This window comes from Flaviflexus salsibiostraticola (genome assembly GCF_003952265.1).
In the GTDB taxonomy this organism is placed as follows: Bacteria; Actinomycetota; Actinomycetes; order Actinomycetales; family Actinomycetaceae; genus Flaviflexus; species Flaviflexus salsibiostraticola.
In genome coordinates this window covers 1,911,662-1,930,477 of the sequence record NZ_CP034438.1, presented here as the reverse complement: position 1 = coordinate 1,930,477, position 18,816 = coordinate 1,911,662, and the positions used below count along the sequence as shown (strand labels likewise).

The following is an 18,816-nucleotide window of genomic DNA, read 5'->3' as shown; positions in this document are numbered from 1 at the left end:
CTTCCTTGATCGGATCTTGATCTGCGCTGAACACCCACTCAATAACGGCGGCCTAGCGTTGAGTTCGTGAACCGCATGCGTGAGAATACTTCGCCCCCGACGAGTCCAGCCCTTGCCGAGATAACACTGGTCACGGCCCCCGCCTGCAAGTTCTGCGATGATGCGCACGAGCGGCTGGGCGAACTTGAGAGCCAAGGGCACATCCAGCTCCACCTCGTCGACGCTGAATCGCAGCGAGGCCGGGAGCTGATCGCGGCCCATCGACCCGGCATGTTCCCGCTTGTGCTGGTCGAGGGCCGCTACTTCCATGACGGGCGCCTGCCCCGCGGCAAGATGGCCAGGCTCGTCCAGCAGCTGAAGGCCTGCTGACATGGGCGCAGAGCTGTTGAGCGCCGGCGGGATCCTTGCCGCCTTCCTCGCGGGTGGAGTTGCACTGTTTGCGCCCTGCTGCATCGTGTTCCTGGCCCCCAGTTATCTCGCCGCTGCCGCAAAGAACCGCCGGTGGCGCCTGCTTCCGCTGACCTTCACGTTCGCTGCCGGACTCGCCATGGTCCTGGTGCCGATTACCATGGGCGTGAGTCTCGTCGCCGGCGCAATCTCCCAGTACCACGTGGCGCTCTACTGGGCGGGCGGCCTCCTCATGATCGGGCTCGGTATCCTCTCCCTGTCCGGCGCCATGTGGTCAATGCCGTCCTTTCTGAGGTCACCGGACACGGCTCGCAACGATTCTGCGACCTTCTTCAGCCTGGGCGTGTTCTCCGGCATCGCATCTAGCTGCTGCGCCCCGGTTCTCGCCGGTGTCATGACACTGTCGGCGCTGTCCGGGTCGGCGGCTGGCGGGCTTGTCTTGGGTTCCGCCTACGTCTTCGGCATGGTGATCCCGCTGTTCGTTATGGCCCTGCTCTGGGATCGACGGCCCGATAGAATGCGGAGTTCCTTCCGCGCACGGTCGGTTCGCCTGCGCCTTGGCCGTTTCAGCCTGGCGACCAACACCGTCAATGTGGCCGTTGCCATCGGTTTCGTCGCTATGGGAATCGCTGTCATCGCCCAAGCCGGCGCAACCGAGATGACCGGGGCCGATACACCGATGGTCGGCGTCGGTGAGTGGCTCAGTGTGGTCTTCGCCTGGCTCCTGACGCTGACTGCACCGATTCCTGAGGCTGTGCTCGGGCTCGCACTGCTCGCGCTCGTCGCTGCCTTCGTCCTCATGACTCTCCGCGACCGCAGCGCGAAGGCCGAGACAGGACGGGATGACTGCTGCGGTTCTGACGCAGAACAGATCCACGCCAGCCGGCCGACCGCCATCTCCAACCCAGAGGACACCGAATGACCCGGACCACGCCCGTTCAGCGACACGACCTCCATACAGGACCGTCTGATCCGAGACAGGCGAAGCGGCGCCGTCTTGTCTGGCGCCTCGCCACCGCCATCGTCGTTACTGCGGTTCTCGGGATTGCTCTTCTCTGGTCACCTGCTCCCGATCAACAGGAGACGCATGCAGCAGCCCCAGACTTCACTCTGTCACGTACAGATGGTTCCACGATCACGCTGAGCGACCTGCGGCCTGGTCCCGTCATCCTCTACTTCAATGAGGGAGCTGGATGCGCATCATGCACTGTTCAGATGGCGGCGATCGAGAAGCACCCGGGATTCGAGGAAGCCGGAATCACGGTGCTGCCGATCGTCATGAACACGGCGGAGCAGATCACCCCTGACATGGCCCAGTTCGGCGTGACGACGCCGTACCTCCTCGACAACGGAATCGTCTCTGAGGCCTACGACGTGCTCGACAAGGGAATGCACCCTGGCCTACCCGGTCACGGATTCGTCCTCATCGACGGCGAGGGCATCCAACGCTGGTACGGCAACTACCCGTCCATGTGGCTGGAGCCCGAGGAGCTGCTCGACGTGAGCACGGAGATTCTCGGACTGAGCTGAGACGCCAAGGCCTCCGAAACGTCCCCCGAGACCGCGTCTTCAATGCTCTCGACGGCTTTTCGATCCCGACCGTGAATGGACGAGCACCCATTCTGCGTGGCCGACTCTGCATCGACCAGGAGAAGAGGAACCCCGCTCTCCTGGAACTGCTCAGGACCGGCGCGCGTGGATCGAGGCGTTGGGCAGGGTGAGCATGAAGGCTGCCCCTCCGCCGAGGCCCGGGCTCTCGACCGCGAGTGAACCGCCATGGGCTCTCGCAATGCTGCGAGAGATCGTAAGACCGATCCCCGAACCTCCCGCGTCCATGGCCCGAGTCGTGTCGGTGCGATAGAAGCGATCGAACACTCGGCTCATCTGTTCCGGGGTGAGGCCCTCCCCCGAATCAGTGACCGAGATGGAGGCTCGGCCGTCGACGATCTCAGCGCTGAGGCGCACATGCCCGGCGCTCGGTGTGTGGCGCAGGGCATTGTCAAGCAGATTCCCGATTACCTGCCCGACCCGCTGCTCGTCCGCGACGACAGTGCCCCAACCGGCGCTGGCCGTGAGCTCGACTCCTTTGGCGCTGAACTGTGGGCGGAATACGGCGATGGCATGGTCCACGAGCGCGGAGATCTCTACGGGGTGCAGATCCAGCTCGAACCGGCCCTCCTCAGCACGGGACACGTCGTTGAGGTCGTTCGCAATCCGCTGGATCCGGGCGGCCTGCTGCGTGAGAAGCTCATGGCCAGCCCTATCCCAGGGAACGAGGCCGTCGCTAATCGCCTCCAGCTCCGCCATCAATGTGGACAGCGGAGTGCGGAGCTCATGGGCGACATCGGAGAGCAGCTGGCGCCGGTTCTCCTCTGTCGAGTCGAGGCGCGTCGCCATATCGTTGAAAGCGCGGCCCACGGCGTTGAACTCATGACTGCCCGAATCAACAGAGACCCTGACTCCCGCATCGCCGGATTCGAGTCGATTCGCTGCCGAAGTCAGCTCTTCGAGAGGGCGGCGGAGTCGGCGGCTCTCCCACCAGGAGAGGAGGATCGCGATGCCGAGTGCGACGACGAGACCTGCCGCCAACGATCGCACGCCTGAGTCGACGAACGCCTGCTCGGCATGACGCATCTCTTCTGAACCGACGACGGGACTGAGCTCCAGCAGGTGCTCGTGGAACAGAGGCGGACCCACGATGAGCGCGACAATTGCCACCGAGAGCATGCTTGCCACGACGACCGCAGTGAACGCCAGAAATGTCCGCGTTCCCCAGGCAAGAGGGCGATTGCGCGGTTCAGCCATCAGCCCTGTCCCATCCGATAACCGACGCCTCGCACGGTGAGAATGTACCGCGGCTCGGACGGGATCGCCTCCAGCTTCTTGCGGAGGTTGGCGACGTGCACATCCACGACGTGCTCGTCGCCGATCCAGCCTGGCCCCCACACGTCGTCGAGAATCTGGCGTCGACTGAGAACGAGGTTTGGATTCGCTGACAGCGCGTCGAGAATGTCGAATTCTGTACGCGTCACCGCGACCATCTCATCGCCCAACCAGACTTCTCGGCCACCAGGATCAATCCTCAGGTCGCCGAATCGGCGCGTCGGATTGGCGACGGAAAGAGCAGATGCTCCGCCTCTCGGACGCCGGAGCATCGCCTGGACCCGTGCAACGAGCTCGCGGGGACTGAAGGGCTTCGTCAGATAATCATCAGCACCCACTGACAGTCCGATCACCTTGTCCATCTCGTCGACGCGTGCCGTCAGCATGATGATGTAACAGTCCGAGAATGTCCGGATCTGACGACACACCTCGACCCCATCCATACCCGGAAGGCCCAGGTCGAGGACGACGACGGCCGGGTCCAGTTCTCGTGCCAGCCGCAGCCCTTCGACTCCTTCGTGCGATTCCGTGGTCTCGAACTGTGCCTGGCGAAGGTACGAGGCAACAATGCTTGCCAGCGCGCGCTCATCGTCGATGACCAGCGCCCTCGCCGCCATTCTGTCGTTCATGGTGGCATTATCGCACCTCCTCATCACCATCCAGCGGCCGCCACTGTTCAGCAGCGTCGGAAGAACCGCCGTGTGCGCGCATTCGTCGGGTATTCATCAGGAGCTCTCGTCACCGTCAGTCTGGCGACGTCGGGCATTGATCCACTCGCCATTCGCCTTCGACTCACTTGAAAACCGAAACTTCGCCCCATCGGATCAGTATCGTTGTGTCTGAGCGGCAATGGGGCCGCAGCAGCAAAGCGCTGGGTCACCAGAACGCAACCATTACGAGGTCCAGCGCTGATGAGGACGGATTACTATGCAGAATTCAAAGAACTTCAAGATCGCACGAGGCGCCTGCGCCGCGCTGCTTGCGCTCGGGATTGTCACTGGATGCTCTGGCGACGAGGCGACCGAGGGTGCTGGACCGACAGAAGAACTGACATCCGAGGCAGTCGACGAGACAGATAGCCCCGATGTGGAGCCATCGGAAGAGGACACCGAACCCGTCGTCGAAGAGAAGCAGAAGACGAAGGAGCCCGTCGTCGAGACAGTCGAGGCAGAGCCGGCTGAATCGCCCGAATCCAGCCTCTCCCTCGAACAGCAGAACGCCGTCCGCTCCGCAGAGTCCTATCTCCAGTTCATGAACTTCTCCAGGAGCGGTCTGGTGGGCCAGCTCGAGTATGAAGGCTACTCAAACGCAGATGCGCAGCTCGCGGTCGACACGATGTCCATCGACTGGAATGAGCAGGCGATCGGATCTGCCGAGTCGTACCTCAGCTTCACGGCGTTCTCGCGTCAAGGTCTGATCGACCAGCTCACCTACGAAGACTTCACGCTCGAACAGGCAACCTACGGCGTCGACTCTCTCGTCGTCGACTGGAATCAGGAGGCCGCGGAGTCGGCGCAGTCCTACCTGGAGTTCAGCGGTTTCTCCCGGCAGGGACTCATCGACCAACTCCTCTACGAAGGATTCACGCTCGAGCAGGCAACCTTCGGGGTTGATCAGGCGGGACTCTGAGAAGAAGGAAATCCCCCGGAGCATCTTTCACAGATATTCCGGGGGAAATTGGCGGTGGAGGTGGGATTTGAACCCACGTTGGCTTTCACCAAACAGCATTTCGAGTGCTGCACCTTCGGCCGCTCGGACACTCCACCAGCGCACTTCAGATTACTGGCAGGTGGGCCGCTTTCACAAATCAGAGCGCGCGAATGTGGCGGACCTATCGGCGCGACTTGAAGTAGGCTGCCAGCTGCGACGAGCATTCCTGCTCGAGCACGCCGCCGATGACCTCGACCTGATGGTTGAGCCTCGGATCTCGCAGCACATCCCTCACCGACCCAGCCGCACCGGCCTTCGGATCCCATGCTCCGAAGACTGTTGTGGAGATGCGGGAGAGGACGATCGCGCCCGCGCACATCGTGCACGGCTCAAGCGTGACGACGAGCGTGCACCCGTCCAGCCGCCAGCTCTTCTTCGCCCGTGCAGCCTCGCGCAGGGCGACGATCTCCGCATGCCCGGCAGGGTCGTGGTCGTGCTCCCGGGTGTTGCAGCCGGTGCCGATGATGCCGCTCTCGTCGATGACGACGGCCCCTACCGGAATGTCGGATCGGTCCGCCGCCTCCTGGGCAAGGTCGAGGCATCGCCGCATATGAGTCTCGTAATCTCTGACTCTTTCAGGCCACATGGGCCCTCCGTTCCCTGCGTCGACGCTATTACTGCGTTAGATTAGTAGACATGAGACTGCAGGTCATCGACCACCCCCTTGTCGCCCATAAGCTGACTGCCCTTCGCCGTAAGGAGACACCGTCGCCGGTATTCCGGCAGCTCGTCGAAGAGCTCATGACGCTGCTCGCCTATGAGGCGACGAGGGATATCGATGTCGAGCCGCTCGAGATCGAGACCCCGGTCGCAAAGACGACCGGCACGGCACTATCGAACCCGCTCCCAATCGTCGTCCCCATTCTCCGCGCGGGCCTCGGCATGCTGTCCGGCATGGAGAGGATCATGCCCACGGCTGAGGTCGGTTTCCTCGGGATGAAGAGGGACGAGGAGACGTTCGAGGCGGTCACCTACGCGAACCGTCTGCCCGATGACCTGTCGAACCGGCAGTGCTTCGTCCTCGACCCCATGCTGGCCACCGGCCACACGCTCATCGCCTCCATCGACTATCTCCTTGAGCGGGGCGCGAAGGATGTCACGGCGATCTGCCTCCTCGGCGCACCCGAGGGCATCAAGGCCCTCGAGGATCACGTCGGAGACCGCGCGGACGTCACCGTCGTCCTTGCTGCCGTCGACGAGAGGCTCAACGAGAAGGGCTACATTGTTCCCGGCCTGGGCGATGCCGGAGACCGTCTCTACGGAGTCGTCGACTGATCCCAGAAGACTGACAGTGGAGGGCCGACATCTGTCGGCCCTCCACCCTTATCTGCGCCTCAAGCACTGGACGCACGATCCTCGCAGCGTGCGTCCTTGTCGGCACGGTCTGCACGCCGACATCAGTCGGTCTTGTCGGTCTTCGGCTCGTCCTCGTCGTTGGGAAGAATGGGCGTGAGGCCGGTGACGCGGCGATCGGACAGATGGTCACGGTCGGGCCGCAGCGCAGGCCGCTCCTCCAGGCTGACACCCTCCCCAGTTGAGCGCTCGCCAGACAATCCCGCCCCCAACTCTTGCCCCTCATCGGCGTCCTCCTTGACGAGGGACCGGTGCACGGTGTTCTCGATATCGACGGTGTCACGCAGGGAGGTCCCCTTCATGAAACCTGCCGCAATCGTGCCGACGAGAAGGAGAACGGCGGAGGCGGCGAAGACGGACCACAGGGAGTTCCCGAAGGCGGAGCGCACGACGGACTCGATCGAGTCCGGAAGCGCGCTGAGGTCGAGGGCGCCCGCCCCGCCGGCGGGTGCCGCTGGGACCTCCCCGAGCTCACGGACTATGTAGCTGTCTGTCGCCGCATTGTAGGCGGCACCGAGAATCTGGATGCCGACAGCGCCGCCGAGGTTGCGGAAGAAGGTGACGGTCGAGGTCGCCGCCCCCATCTGCCTCAGTGGAACGGTGTTCTGCACGGCGAGGACGAGGTTCTGGTTCGCGGCACCGAGCCCCCAGCCGCCCGCGAAGAGGGCAAGGCCGATGAGGATGAGGCTCGTGTCCTGCCGGGTGAATGTGAGGGCGGCGGCCGACAGGGTCATGAGCGCCATACCTGAGACCACGTACCGCTTCCAGATTCCCTTGCGGGTGATGAGCTGGCCGATCCAGGTCGAGGCGATGACGATGCCGATCATCATCGGCAGGGTGAGAAGGCCAGCCGCGGAGGGTGAGTACCCGCGGCCGTACTGGAAGTACTGGCCGAGAAAGACCGACGCACCGAACATCATCGTGCCCGCGCCCATGACCGCGATGATCGCGAGGACGGTGTTGTGGTGGGTGAGGATGTCCATGGGGATGAGGGGCTCCGGGCTCCTCTTCTCGACGAGGACGAAGGCGACCGCCGTGACAAGGGCGATGGCCAGGAGCACGAGCGCACCCGTGTCGGTGAAGGGGATGCCGCGGCCGATGAGGGAGACCCACAGGAGGAGCGACACGGCCGAGGCGGCGATGAGGGCGGCCCCGGGGATGTCGAGATGCACCTTGCCGCTGCGGACGCTCGGCACCTCGAGCCTGCGCACGATGACCCAGATCGCGGCGAGCATGAAGGGGATCATCGACCAGAAGCTCCAGCGCCAGCCGAGCCACGGGGTGTCGACGATGAGGCCGCCGAGCAGGGGGCCCGAGACCGTGGCGAGAGCCAGTGTCGCGCCCATGTAGCCGTTGTACCGCCCGCGCTCGCGGGGCGGGATGATGGTCGCCATGATGACCATCGACATCATGACCTGCATGCCCATGCCCAGGCCCTGAAGCACGCGGAACGCGATGAGCATCTCCGGGCTGGTCGCCGCCCCGCACAGGGCGGACGAGACGATGAAGATGAGCATCGAGGCGATGAAGAGCCGCTTCTTATCGAACAGGTCGGCGAGCTTGCCGGTCAGAGCAGTCATGACCGTGTTGGCGAGGATGCCGGCCGTGAGGATCCACGTGTAGTGGGCTTGGTTGCCGCCGATCTCGGCGACGATGACGGGCATCGCATTCGACACGATCGTATTGGCGAGCATGCCGAGGAACTGGACGAGCAGAAGCCCGGTGAGAATCGAGAGCACCTCCCGGTGCTTCCTATCCGCTGCTTCAGCCTGCTCGGGGGTCATCCCTCGATACGCTCTCCTCGAGGTCAAGTCCCTATCCCGCTTCTTCACAGCTCCCCTTCATCTCCGCCTAACAGGACAACATACTCCCGAATCTCGACGGTGCTAAGTGGTGGAGATGGAGATCCTGCTAACACGGGAGCCCCAACCCCGTAACTTACTTCCGATTGCGCAGCGAGCGGGAGATGATGACGGCGATGCCGAGGGTGACGACGAGGATTCCGGCCCAGCGGATGCCGGAGACGACGCCGTCATCGGTGCCGGACTCCTCCCCCTCCGTGCTGTCGGTGTCCGTGCCATCCGAGTCCGTCGCCGGCTCATCCTCCGCCGTCGTCTCGGCGGGCGCAGGTGCGCCGGTTTCATCGGGCGCCGCACCGGTGCTGCCAGACTGACCTCCGCCACCGGCGACAGAGAACGAGGTCGTCCCGTCGATTCTGTGCCCGTCGGAGGAGACGATGGAGTAGATGACCGTGTAGTCGCCTCCCTCGAGCTTGGGCAGCGGCAGGATGACGTCGAAGCCGTCGATGGTGACCGGCTCGGTGTCGATGGTCTCGCCGTCCCTCTGAAGAATAGCCTGGGGGGACACATCGAGTGGGACGCCGGAGAAGGTCAACACCACCTCGGCCGGGGAGGAGTTGACCTGCGACCCATCCTCTGGGCTGACGGCGATGAGAGTGTCGTGCGCCTGGGCGGGGGCTGCGCCGAACAGGAATCCGGCGACGAGGACCAACAGCATGACCGGTGAGAAGTTTCGTCCCAACATCCTTTCACCGTACTCTAGACGCATGGCTATTCCACTCAATCCGGGACCCATCGTCACGACCGACCTCGACGCTGACGATCCCATCCCGGAGGGATTCACACTCGTCGACGTCCGCAGCGAGGACGAATGGGATGCGGGGCACGCTCCGGGCGCGGTCCACATCCCTCTCGATGAGCTGGCTGACCGCATCGAGGACATCCCGGACACCGACATCATCGTGGTCTGCCGGCTCGGCCGACGCAGCGCACAGGCCGCGCAGATCCTCGCCGAGAACGGCATCGAGGCCTGGGACCTGACGGACGGCATGGCCGCCTGGCAGAACAACGGACTCCCCCTCGTGTCGTCTGACGGCGACATCCCGACGATCGCCTAAGGAGAGCCATGGGTAAGAAGAGCCGTCTCAAGGACAGGGCGCCGAAGAAGAAGCGGGTGCCGTTCGTCGATCGCCCGTACGAGGGCCTCAAGGCCGAGGTCGAGCTCGTCGCCATGCGCGAGATCATCCCGGCAGCGACGACGACGGTGAGGACGACGGAGGAATACGGCAACCGCGAGATCACCCTCGTCACCCTCCTCCCCAACGTGTCGGCGGCTGTCCGGCGCGAGAACGGCGACCTGCTCGTCGCGGTCCAGACCGTCACGGGCTCGGGCGACGCCTCCCGCGACCTCGCCGCCCTCATCATCGACGCCCTCAAGCTCGAACCGGGTGGGGTCATCCAGTCGGCCCCGCTCCCCGAGCCGGGACCGCGCCTCCAGGACGTCCTCGTCGACGAGGAGCTCACGCTGACCCTGTACGAGGATTTCGCGTACTGGGTGAGCGAGGAGGAGAAGGAGCGCGACGACGTCAGGCAGGCGATCGAGCAGACCCGCGACAACGTCTCCCCCACGGTTGCCGTTGATTCCGTCCGCGGCGCCTACTGGGTGCGCATGGCGAACGAGTTCATCCGCTGGATCCGGACCGAGGACCAGGACAGGGTGCTCGATGGCCTAGCTCGCCTCCAGACGGCCCGGTCCGAGGGCTTCGACAAGGACGCTCGCTTCGTCGGCGCCTTCCGCGCCTGCGGCCTCCTCATCCCCGTCTGGCAGCTCGCCCCGGGCACCGAGGCGGACGAGCTTGCGGGCCCCATGGCCGAGTTCGACACCGAATTCTCCGCCGCAATCGCGTCAACGGAACCGCTCACCCCTGAAGAGAAGCGGACCCGGTCGGGGATCGTCTCGCGTCAGGTCACCCTGCGCTGATCACGCACCCGGATCCGGCATCCAACCGGAGCCGGATCCGGACTGTTGTGAATCTCTCAGCACAAGAACGCTAAACTCAATCTGTGAACTCCTCTCGCGTGCACGTGGCCGTCGTCATTCCGGCTAAGGACGAGGTCGATCTGATCGCATCGACCGTCCGTTCCGCGCGCGCGATCCCACACGTCGACCTCATCGTTGTCGTCGATGATGGGTCGACGGATGATACTCAGTCGGCCGCACGCGCGGCGGGCGCGACCGTCGTCCGCCACCCTGTCAACCGGGGCAAGGCCTCGGCCCTCGAAACGGGAGCTTCGGTCGTCGCGATGAGGGACGCGGAGGGGCGCCAGCCCCGGCTCCTCATGTTCATCGATGCCGATCTCGGCGAGACCGCCGTCCAGACCGCCCCCCTCGTTGACCCAGTGCTGTCCGGGGAGGTGGACTGCACGATTGCGGTCCTCCCGAAGCAGAGCGGCGCGGGCGGCCACGGTCTCGTCACGGGAATGGCTCGCCGGGCGATCTCGACGATGACCGGCTGGTCACCGACACAGCCGCTCTCGGGCCAGCGCTGCATGACTCGCGAGGCGTACGAGTCCGCGAAGCCTCTCGCGCGCGGTTGGGGTGTCGAGACGGCCATGACGATCGACATGCTCGTCTCCGGCATGACCCTTCTCGAGGTTCCGTGCGACCTCCAGCACCGCCCGACAGGCAACGACTTCTCCGGTCAGCTGCACCGCGCGGCCCAGTATCGGGACGTCTCCCTCGCCGTCAATCTGCGGCGCCTGCGCGGCGTCCGCATCCCCTCGAACCTCCGGGTCGACCCGAGCAGCCAGCGCCCCGGCGAGCCCTTCAACGCCTATCGCGTCCGAGCCGTCTGACCGTCAGCAGGTTCTGCGCGCGGTCGGCTCCCCTGCCTTTCCCCCATCCCCGCTGAGGCGATGAGAGGGATGGCGACAAGGGCTCCGACGAGGACGATGATGGGCCCGGAGTCGTTGAGGAGCATGCCGCCGACCAGGGCGACGGCGAGCGCTGCCGCAACCCACGACCACACACTCCCATCAGGGCTGATCGGGTTGCCGATCCGCATCCCTCGCGCCCGCACGAGAACGATGATCCCGACCGCGACGAGAACGAGAGCGAGGATGAGGGGCCACAGCCCTGCCACCTGCAGCGCCTTCCGAGCGATGACGGTCATGGCGGACCCGTCGAGAACGGACTCCGCGAAGTCGCCGAGATGGGTGCGCTGATCGGGCGGCCTCAGGTAGTCGATGCCGGCGAAGACGGCCGTGACGGCGACGCCCGCCACCGCCATCCCGATTGCCTTGACCACCGTCATCCTCACTCCCAGAACGAGGAGGACCAGCAGGAGGAAGGCGAACGTCAGCACGGCCGGTCCGCCAAAGTCGGCGCCGTGCCAGGGTGAACCGTCGAGGATGATGACCGCGGCCCCGACGAGTCCGATGAGGAGCGCGGCGCGGCGCCGGTCGGTCACCCGCTCTGCCAGGACTCCCGCCAGGACCAGGCCCGCTGACGCTGAGATCGCGAACATCATGTTCGTCATCCCATAGAAGCGGCCCACCTGCGGCTGGGCGCCGAACACCGAGTCGAGCGCGAGCGTGCTCCCGAGAAGAATGGGTCCAAGGAAGGCCACCAGCGTCAGGCCGGCGATGATCCCGGCCGGCACCTCGACCCCGAACCGGCGCGCCCGATGAGCGCCGGCCCCTAAAGCCGCGCTGAGCAGGAGTGAGCCGGCGATGAGGGTGGCCGTGGGATGCCCGGCCTCGTGCCACGGGAGCAGGTTCATCGCCACGCTCGCCGCGGGAAAGCCGGCGGCCGCGAGCGCGGCGGTGTGTAAGGCACCTCCTCTGCGAAGGATGAGTGCGGCGATGAGGGTGAGGCCCCACAGGACACCCCAGGCGACATACATCGGGCCGGTCGCGGGCCTGATCGACTGATTCAGCTCGGTCAGGTCGGTGACGGCTGAGCGATTCGCCTCGGCTGAGCTGCCTTCGATCGAGGTCACGCCCTGGCCGTCCGCCTGCTCAGCAAGGGTCGGAAGGAGGTCGGTGCTGGTGACGAGCCCGGCACGGCGGGTCGCCTGCGAGGTCAGCAGCCCGGGCTCATCCGAACCTCGCATCATCACCTGGAGGGTGGAGGGCTCCCCGTAGTCGGCGAGGGAGGCGATGATGATGTCGGCGCCGGGCAGGGCCTGTTCGACATCGGCAAGAACGGCGCCCAGCCGCTCATCGAACTCGCGCATCCCCGCCCTGATCCGCCCCTCATCCCAGTCCGGACCTGTGAAGTTGACGGAGGGTGGGTCGGCGGTGGGCCGCACCTGGGTGCTCTCAAAGACCCGCGGCTCATCCTCCGTCAGCGCACCGAGATCGACGAGAACAAGGTCCTTGCCGGGGGCGAGACGGGCGAGGTCGTCCACGCGGCCATAGTCGTCGATGTGGCCGTCGCTATCGGCCAGAGCGATCGCAGCGCCCGGCCCAAGCGCGAGCGTCTCGATCGAGTCGGTCAGCTCGCCCAGCCGCCCGAGTTCGGGATCGTAGGCTGAGCGCTCGGCGGCCTCCTCGTACTCATCCCAATGCGGGACACGGCCGTCGACCGGTTCGTCGAGGACGCGGCAGGTACCCGAGTCGGTCACGCCATCGCCCGCCCGCTCGCCGGACCCGAGTGTCAGCCAGCCGTCGGCCGGGCAGGCCCGCGGGTGGGCACCGCGCACGTTGAGTGCACCGAGATCTGCCCGGTTGGAGAAGCGGAAGAGATTCGGGGTGGTGGCCTCGTCCAGGTAGTCCCACATGATTCCGCCGGTGCCGATGAAGACGGTCGGCCGATCCTCGGGGTATGCGGCTGCAGGTGGGAGCAGCAGAGCCAGCGCGCACGCGAGCATCGCGGCGACGACGGCTGGCATTCTCATGCGTCGATCCTATATGGACACCGGACAGGCCGGTCCCCGGCAGTACTACAATGGCGATCATGCGGTTTTCTTACCTGGGCCCTCGCGGCACCTTCACGCAGATGGCGCTCATGCAGATCTCCGAGGATGAGTCGGAGCATGTGCCTGCGATCGACGTCCCCGCCGCCCTGCGCATGGTGCGCCGCGGCGAGACCGACTTCGCCGTCGTCCCCATCGAGAACTCGGTCGAGGGTGGCGTCAATGCCACCATCGACTCCCTGTCGAACGGGACCGCGCTGCGGATCGTTGCGGAGATGCTCGTGCCGATCACGTTTGTGCTCGCCGCACCCGCCGGAACCCGCCTCGAGAACGTCAAGAGGGTCGGCACGCACCCGCACGGATGGGCGCAGTGCCAGAACTGGATCTCCGAGAATCTCGGCGATGTCGCCCATGTGCCCGCAACATCGACGGCGGCGGCCGCCGCGGCGATGGCGGAGGGCAACGCAAACTTCGATGCGGCCCTGTGCAACCCGCTGTCCGCCGAGCAGTACGGTCTGACGGTCATCGCCGAGGGCGTGGCGGACAACCCGGATGCTGTCACCCGCTTCATCTGCGTCGGCCCGGAGAACATCCCCCTGCCCGAGCGGACGATCTCGGACAAGACAACGCTGCAGGTTCAGCTCCCCTCGGACGAGGCGGGGGCACTGCTCGCCATGCTCGAGCAGTTCGCGACCCGCGGAGTCAACCTGTCCCGCATCGAGTCCCGCCCTGTCGGGGACTCCCTCGGCCGGTACCAGTTCTCCATCGACTGCGAGGGTCACGTCGAGGATGAGCGGATCCAGGCCGTCCTCATCGGTCTGCACAGGACGTGCCCGCTCGTCCGGTTTTTCGGCTCCTACCCGAGCGCGACACAGGTACCGATCACGCTTCGGCCCGGGACGGCCGACCAGGATTTCGCCGCGGCCCGCACGTGGGTGGCCAGCCTGCTTCCGAACAGCTGATCAGAAGCGGACGAGCAGTCCGCCCGGTTCGACCCTCGCCCTGATCGTCGTCGCATAGCCGAGAACGTCCCCATCGACCTGGACGCGCTCCGGCTCGCGCGTGACGACGCTCGCTGCGCGGGTCTTCTTGAGGTCGATCCGGCCCGTCTCCGGTAGGGCATCGTGGGTGACGCCCATGCCCGCCAATCCCATCCGACGCACGAGATCCGCCCAGCCGACGAGTCCGCCCTTCGTATCGATGACGACGAGGTCGATCCAGCCGTCATCGAGCTTCGCGTCCGGCGCGAGGACAACCCCACCAGGAAGCCGCCCCACGTTCGCGAACATGATCGATCGAGCGTCGATCGGCACCTCCTGCGCCACCCCCGTCGTCACCGTCGCCCGAATCTTCGTCGTCGCCATGTTCTTGACCGCGGAGGCGATGTAGGCGAACCATCCGAGCTTCGACTTCAGCTCATCATCGGCGTCGCCGACCATCGCCGCATCGAAGCCGAGACCGGCGATGACGGCGAAGGCATGCTCGCCCTCCGGGACTGACACCGCAACCTCATCGTCGCTGCGGATCTGCTCGATCTCAGCCTCGGTCAGCGGATCAGCCTCGAGGAAGCCCAGGTCCATCGAGTGGGTGCCACCCGTCAGGGCGGTCCGCACCATCTCCTCCGACGAGTTGATCGGGAGATCGAGGTTCCTGGCGAGGAGGTTGCCGGTGCCGAGGGCGACGATGCCCAGGGCGACGCTGCTGCCCGCAAGGCCCGCCGCCACCGCACGGACGGTCCCGTCCCCGCCGGCGGCGATGACGAGGCCGGCGCCGTCGGCGGCGGCCTGCCTCGCCTGATCATCGCCCGGGTGCTCAATCGTCGTCTCGACGAAGCGCACGTCGACATATCCGGCATCTGCCGCCATGTCCTCAACCATCCGGGTGAAAACGGGAACGTCGATGTTCTTGACCGGGTTGTAGATGACAACGACCGGTTGGGACCTCAGATCGTCTACCGCGGCCTCCTCTGATATCGGTTCGGGCCGCCGGCCCGATACGGCGGCGAGCGCCCGTCGGGCTCCGAGGGCGATGGTGAGGGCGCTCAGCGCCACGAGCAGGGCGGCAATGGCCAGCCATGAATCCCAGGTCATATCGGAAACATTAGCCGTGCGGGCTAGACTATTCACATGATTGATATTCGCTATGTCCGGGAGAATCCTGAGGCGGTGCGGGCTTCGCAGCGCGCCCGCGGTGCCGATGAGGCACTCGTGGATAGGCTCCTGTCGGCAGATGAGGCTCGCCGGTCGACCCTCCAGATCGCCGAAGAGACCCGCGCACAGCAGAAGGCTCTCTCCCGCACGGTCGGGAAGGCGAGCCCCGAGGAGCGCCCCGCGATCCTCGCCGATGCTCAGGCTCTTGCCGCGAAGGTCAAGGAGCTCGAGGAATCCGCGTCGGCCGCGAATGCCGAGTACGAGCAGATCGCCATGTCGATCGCGAATATCATCATCGACGGCGTTCCCGCCGGCGGCGAGGACGACTTCACCGTCCTCAAGCACGTCGGCGACGTCCCCGAATTCGACTTCCCGGTCAAGGATCACCTCGACCTCGCCGAGGGCATCGGCGGCCTCGACATGGCGCGCGGCACGAAGGTGTCCGGATCGCGCTTCTACTACCTCACCGGCATCGGCGCCCGCCTCGAACTCGCCCTGCTGACCGCGGCCGCCGACCTGGCCGAGGCGAACGGCTTCACCCTCACGGTCACGCCGACGCTCGTCAAGCCGGAGATCATGGGCGGCACCGGATTCCTCGGCGCGCACTCGGACGAGATCTACCATCTCGAGCAGGACGACCTCTATCTTGTCGGCACCTCCGAAGTCGCCCTCGCCGGCTACCACTCGGGCGAGATCATCGATCTGTCCGAGGGGCCGAAGCGCTACGCCGGCTGGTCGACGTGCTACCGCCGCGAGGCGGGCTCCTACGGCAAGGACACCCGCGGGATCATCCGAGTCCACCAGTTCAACAAGGTGGAGATGTTCTCCTACTGCACCCCGGCCGAGGCCGAGGATGAGCATGCTCGACTGCTCGACTTCGAGGAGCAGATGCTCGCGAAGGTTGAGCTGCCCTACCGCGTCATCGACACCGCCGCGGGCGACCTCGGCAGCTCCGCCGCACGGAAGTTCGACTGCGAGGCGTGGCTGCCCAGCCAGGAGCGGTGGATGGAGGTCACGTCGACCTCGAACTGCACGACGTTCCAGGCACGGCGCCTCGGCGTGCGCGAGCGGGTCGATGGGAAGACGCAGATCGTCGCCACCCTCAACGGCACCCTCGCCACCACCCGCTGGCTCGTCGCGATCCTCGAGAACCATCAGCGCGAGGATGGCAGCATCTACGTCCCTGAAGGCCTGCGCCCCTACCTCGGCGGCCGAGAGCTGATCGCCACCACGTGACGGTCTTCGGCGCAGCAGATGTGGCGAGGCTCGACGACGCACTGTCGGGCCTTCCCGGAGCGGGCCCTGAACTTCTCGTCGCCCTCGACCTCGATGGGACGACGATCCGCCACGACACCTCGCTCTCACGGCGGGTGTCGCAGGCGATCCACGCTCACCTCGAGGCGGGGTCACACATCGTCATCGCGACGGGCCGCGGCATCGACGCCATGATGCTCGTCGCCGAACAGCTCGAACTGCCGGACGGCATGGCCGTCTGCGCGAACGGCGCGATCACGCTCTCCCGCGAAGTGGGCGTCGTCGAGCCCGGGATCTACCCCGGCGCCCGCCTCCTTGATTACACGACCTTCAATCCGGCCGGAGAGATCGAGACGATCATGACGTACGTGCCGGAGGCGCTTCTTGCCGTTGAACCGGCGCGTGGACCGCGGCGCCTCTCAGCGCCGTTCCCCCACGGTGAACTGGTCGGCAGCTCGGTCATCCTTCCCCCGCACCAGCTCGCGGGCGATGATGCGACACGGCTGACCGTGCGCGCCCCCTCCCTGAGCGCCGAACAGCTCCAGGATCGGATCGACGGTCTCGGTCTCGATGGTGTCGAATACGCAGTGGGCTGGACCGCCTGGCTCGACATCTCCCCTTTCGGAGTCTCGAAGGCGACCGCGCTCGAGAAGCTGCGCCAGGAGTACGGTATGCCGACCTCGAATGTGCTCGCCGTCGGCGATGGCGACAACGATATCGAGATGCTCGGCTGGGCCGGCACCGGTATCTCCATGGGAGACGCCAACGACCGTGTCCATGCGGCCGCCGATGCGAAGACGGCATCCGTGGGCGACGATGGCCTCGCCATCGTCCTCGAACGACTTCTCTGACGCTCAGACGTCAATTGCCGCTGTGGGCCCGCCGAGTGATCGGCGGGCCCACTCGTTGCGGACGGAAGGCGGCGCCCTACCTCCGCTGGTCCCTTGTCGCTCCCACGTCGAGGACGACCTTGCCGAACGGCTTCGACTCCGTGACGTAGGCGAAGGCGGCCTCGACCTCGTCGAGGCGGAATCGCTCGGCGACGAGGGGGACGATCTGGCCGGCGGATAGGCGCGGCAGAGCGAAGTCGGCCGCTGCTCGGACGATCGCCTCCTTCTGCTCCGTGGGCCGGCCGCGCAGGGTCGTACCGTGGACGGAGAGTCTCTTGACCATCATCCGCCCGAGATTGATCTCCGAGATGGCGCCGGCCTGGAGGGCGATGACGGCGATCCTGCCGTCGGCTGCGAGAAGCGGAAGCAACTCGCCGACGTCGGCTCCCATGATGTCGAGCACCGCATCCACACCGTCCGGCGCGTGATGCCTGACCTGTTCGGCGAGATCACCGTGGTGGTCGACTGCTATGGCGCCGAGGCTCTCGACCGCCCGACACCGCTCCTCCCCGCCGGCGGTGGCAATCACCGTCGCTCCGAGCTCGCGGGCGAGCTGCACGGCGATCGTCCCAAGGGATCCCGAGCCGCCCTGGATGAGGACGGTGGTCCCGTCGCCGACTCGAAGCACATCAACGAGATTGGACCACGCGGTCGCGAGCGATTCGGGGATGGCGGCGGCGTGGGCCTGGTCGATGGTGTGCGGCACTGTCATGACCTGCCCCTCGGGCACCGCCACATAATCGGCGTAGGCTCCGGCGGAGAGCAGCGCCATGACCCGTTCACCCGTGTCGACTCGGTGGCCGGAGACTTCGAGGCCGAGGATGTTCGAGGCACCTGGAGGGGGCGGATAGCTTCCGGCCACCTGGCTGAGATCGGCCCGGTTGATCCCGGCGAAGTCGACTCGGATGAGGACCTCGCCCCGCCCGGGGGTGGGGATCGGCACCTCCCGAAGATCGAGGGACTCGTCAGTCATCGCGCGCATCGTTTCAGTCATTGCCCCATTGTGACAGCGATGTGCATGTCCATAGCGGAATCAGTAGAATGAGCGGGCTTGGAGGGTTGTCAGAGCGGCCGAATGAGACGGTCTTGAAAACCGTTATGCGGCGACCCCGCATCGGGGGTTCGAATCCCCCACCCTCCGCCAGTGTCCTGAGTCGGGACGTCGTTGACAGACGATGTTCCGGCTCAGGACTTTCTTGTACTCCAGCGCGGCTTGTTGGACTTTCCCGTGCATTCGGCCTTCCCGCCTGCTTTGCGGCCGGACTCGAGAACGAGGAATCCCTATGCGGTGATCTATTTGGTCGGACATTTCGTGTTGCCAGCAGGTCCCGTTATGACAGGTATGACGGGGAAAAGTCGGGATGAGAGTGGGACTCATCTCCACGTCTCACAGTCGAGCTTTCTCCCTGTGAACGTATTTCACAGAAAATTGTGTCCGGGCGCACCCGTA

19 protein-coding genes and 2 tRNA genes are annotated in these 18,816 nt (G+C 65.6%); 12 read left to right on the top strand and 9 right to left on the bottom strand.

All coding sequences use genetic code 11. The features are described 5' to 3' along the window. The first annotated feature begins 75 nt into the window (after window positions 1–75). The 3 genes from EJO69_RS08935 to EJO69_RS08925 are packed head-to-tail and all read left to right on the top strand — an operon-like array spanning window position 76 to window position 1,938. Entirely contained in the window at window positions 76–369 is a 294-nt protein-coding gene (locus tag EJO69_RS08935) for a glutaredoxin family protein (RefSeq protein WP_126041125.1), read from the top strand. Between the two features lies 1 nt (window position 370). Continuing rightward, window positions 371–1,330 (top strand): cytochrome c biogenesis CcdA family protein, encoded by a 960-nt coding sequence (locus tag EJO69_RS08930; protein WP_126041123.1) that lies wholly within the window; start codon window positions 371–373, stop codon window positions 1,328–1,330. After that, window positions 1,327–1,938, top strand: coding sequence for a peroxiredoxin family protein (locus EJO69_RS08925; RefSeq protein ID WP_126041121.1), 612 nt, complete (start codon window positions 1,327–1,329; stop codon window positions 1,936–1,938). The genes EJO69_RS08930 and EJO69_RS08925 overlap by 4 nt, the downstream gene beginning before the upstream one ends. A 150-nt stretch (window positions 1,939–2,088) precedes the next feature. Here EJO69_RS08925 and EJO69_RS08920 read toward each other — a convergent pair whose 3' ends face one another. After that, window positions 2,089–3,126, bottom strand: coding sequence for a sensor histidine kinase (locus tag EJO69_RS08920; RefSeq protein ID WP_164519923.1), 1,038 nt, complete (start codon window positions 3,124–3,126; stop codon window positions 2,089–2,091). Window positions 3,127–3,212: 86 nt separating this feature from the next. Continuing rightward, entirely contained in the window at window positions 3,213–3,920 is a 708-nt protein-coding gene (locus EJO69_RS08915) for a response regulator transcription factor (RefSeq protein WP_211331403.1), read from the bottom strand. Window positions 3,921–4,218: 298 nt separating this feature from the next. Here EJO69_RS08915 and EJO69_RS08910 point away from each other — a divergent pair, with 298 nt between their 5' ends. Next, the gene (locus EJO69_RS08910) at window positions 4,219–4,920 is read left to right on the top strand and encodes an Ltp family lipoprotein (protein ID WP_126041116.1); all 702 of its coding nucleotides are present in this window, start codon (window positions 4,219–4,221) and stop codon (window positions 4,918–4,920) included. Between the two features lie 49 nt (window positions 4,921–4,969). Here the strand turns inward: EJO69_RS08910 and EJO69_RS08905 are convergent. Next, window positions 4,970–5,057: transfer RNA gene (locus EJO69_RS08905), tRNA-Ser, on the bottom strand. Between the two features lie 65 nt (window positions 5,058–5,122). Further along, window positions 5,123–5,587, bottom strand: a complete 465-nt coding sequence (tadA, locus tag EJO69_RS08900) for a tRNA adenosine(34) deaminase TadA (RefSeq protein WP_281272836.1) — start codon at window positions 5,585–5,587, stop codon at window positions 5,123–5,125. Between the two features lie 50 nt (window positions 5,588–5,637). Between tadA and upp the strand changes: the two genes are divergently transcribed. Continuing rightward, window positions 5,638–6,276, top strand: a complete 639-nt coding sequence (gene upp / locus EJO69_RS08895; RefSeq protein ID WP_126041114.1) for a uracil phosphoribosyltransferase — start codon at window positions 5,638–5,640, stop codon at window positions 6,274–6,276. A gap of 122 nt (window positions 6,277–6,398) precedes the next feature. On the opposite strand, the gene EJO69_RS08890 is transcribed toward upp, so the two are convergent. After that, window positions 6,399–8,138 (bottom strand): MDR family MFS transporter, encoded by a 1,740-nt coding sequence (locus EJO69_RS08890; RefSeq protein ID WP_126041112.1) that lies wholly within the window; start codon window positions 8,136–8,138, stop codon window positions 6,399–6,401. Between the two features lie 154 nt (window positions 8,139–8,292). Further along, window positions 8,293–8,898 carry a copper resistance CopC family protein gene (locus EJO69_RS08885; protein WP_164519922.1) on the bottom strand — a complete coding sequence of 202 codons (606 nt, stop codon included), beginning with the start codon at window positions 8,896–8,898 and terminating at the stop codon, window positions 8,293–8,295. A gap of 22 nt (window positions 8,899–8,920) precedes the next feature. Between EJO69_RS08885 and EJO69_RS08880 the strand changes: the two genes are divergently transcribed. The 3 genes from EJO69_RS08880 to EJO69_RS08870 all read left to right on the top strand — a co-directional run bounded on the left by EJO69_RS08880 (window position 8,921) and on the right by EJO69_RS08870 (window position 11,009). Next, complete coding sequence (locus EJO69_RS08880) at window positions 8,921–9,271, top strand: rhodanese-like domain-containing protein (protein ID WP_126041108.1); 351 nt, start codon at window positions 8,921–8,923, stop codon at window positions 9,269–9,271. 8 nt (window positions 9,272–9,279) lie between these two features. Next, complete coding sequence (locus EJO69_RS08875) at window positions 9,280–10,134, top strand: DUF5926 family protein (protein ID WP_126041106.1); 855 nt, start codon at window positions 9,280–9,282, stop codon at window positions 10,132–10,134. Window positions 10,135–10,217: 83 nt separating this feature from the next. Beyond that, window positions 10,218–11,009 carry a glycosyltransferase family 2 protein gene (locus EJO69_RS08870; RefSeq protein WP_245993607.1) on the top strand — a complete coding sequence of 264 codons (792 nt, stop codon included), beginning with the start codon at window positions 10,218–10,220 and terminating at the stop codon, window positions 11,007–11,009. Here EJO69_RS08870 and EJO69_RS08865 read toward each other — a convergent pair. Further along, window positions 10,988–13,054 carry a hypothetical protein gene (locus EJO69_RS08865; protein ID WP_126041104.1) on the bottom strand — a complete coding sequence of 689 codons (2,067 nt, stop codon included), beginning with the start codon at window positions 13,052–13,054 and terminating at the stop codon, window positions 10,988–10,990. The genes EJO69_RS08870 and EJO69_RS08865 overlap by 22 nt on opposite strands. Before the next feature lie 50 nt (window positions 13,055–13,104). Between EJO69_RS08865 and pheA the strand changes: the two genes are divergently transcribed. Beyond that, window positions 13,105–14,034, top strand: coding sequence for a prephenate dehydratase (gene pheA, locus EJO69_RS08860; RefSeq protein ID WP_126041103.1), 930 nt, complete (start codon window positions 13,105–13,107; stop codon window positions 14,032–14,034). Here pheA and EJO69_RS08855 read toward each other — a convergent pair whose 3' ends face one another. Then, on the bottom strand, window positions 14,035–15,162 hold the full coding sequence (locus EJO69_RS08855) for a diacylglycerol/lipid kinase family protein (RefSeq protein ID WP_126041101.1): 1,128 nt from the start codon (window positions 15,160–15,162) through the stop codon (window positions 14,035–14,037). Window positions 15,163–15,198: 36 nt separating this feature from the next. Here EJO69_RS08855 and serS point away from each other — a divergent pair, with 36 nt between their 5' ends. Continuing rightward, window positions 15,199–16,458, top strand: a complete 1,260-nt coding sequence (gene serS, locus EJO69_RS08850) for a serine--tRNA ligase (protein ID WP_126041099.1) — start codon at window positions 15,199–15,201, stop codon at window positions 16,456–16,458. Continuing rightward, a complete protein-coding gene (locus tag EJO69_RS08845) occupies window positions 16,455–17,327 on the top strand; it encodes an HAD family hydrolase (protein WP_245993605.1) in 873 nt (290 codons plus the stop codon). Before serS ends, EJO69_RS08845 begins: the two co-directional genes overlap by 4 nt. A gap of 76 nt (window positions 17,328–17,403) precedes the next feature. Here EJO69_RS08845 and EJO69_RS08840 read toward each other — a convergent pair whose 3' ends face one another. Beyond that, entirely contained in the window at window positions 17,404–18,360 is a 957-nt protein-coding gene (locus tag EJO69_RS08840) for an NAD(P)H-quinone oxidoreductase (RefSeq protein WP_126041097.1), read from the bottom strand. 59 nt (window positions 18,361–18,419) lie between these two features. On the opposite strand from EJO69_RS08840, the gene EJO69_RS08835 reads away from it, so the two are divergent. Next, window positions 18,420–18,510: transfer RNA gene (locus tag EJO69_RS08835), tRNA-Ser, on the top strand. Window positions 18,511–18,816 lie beyond the last annotated feature (306 nt).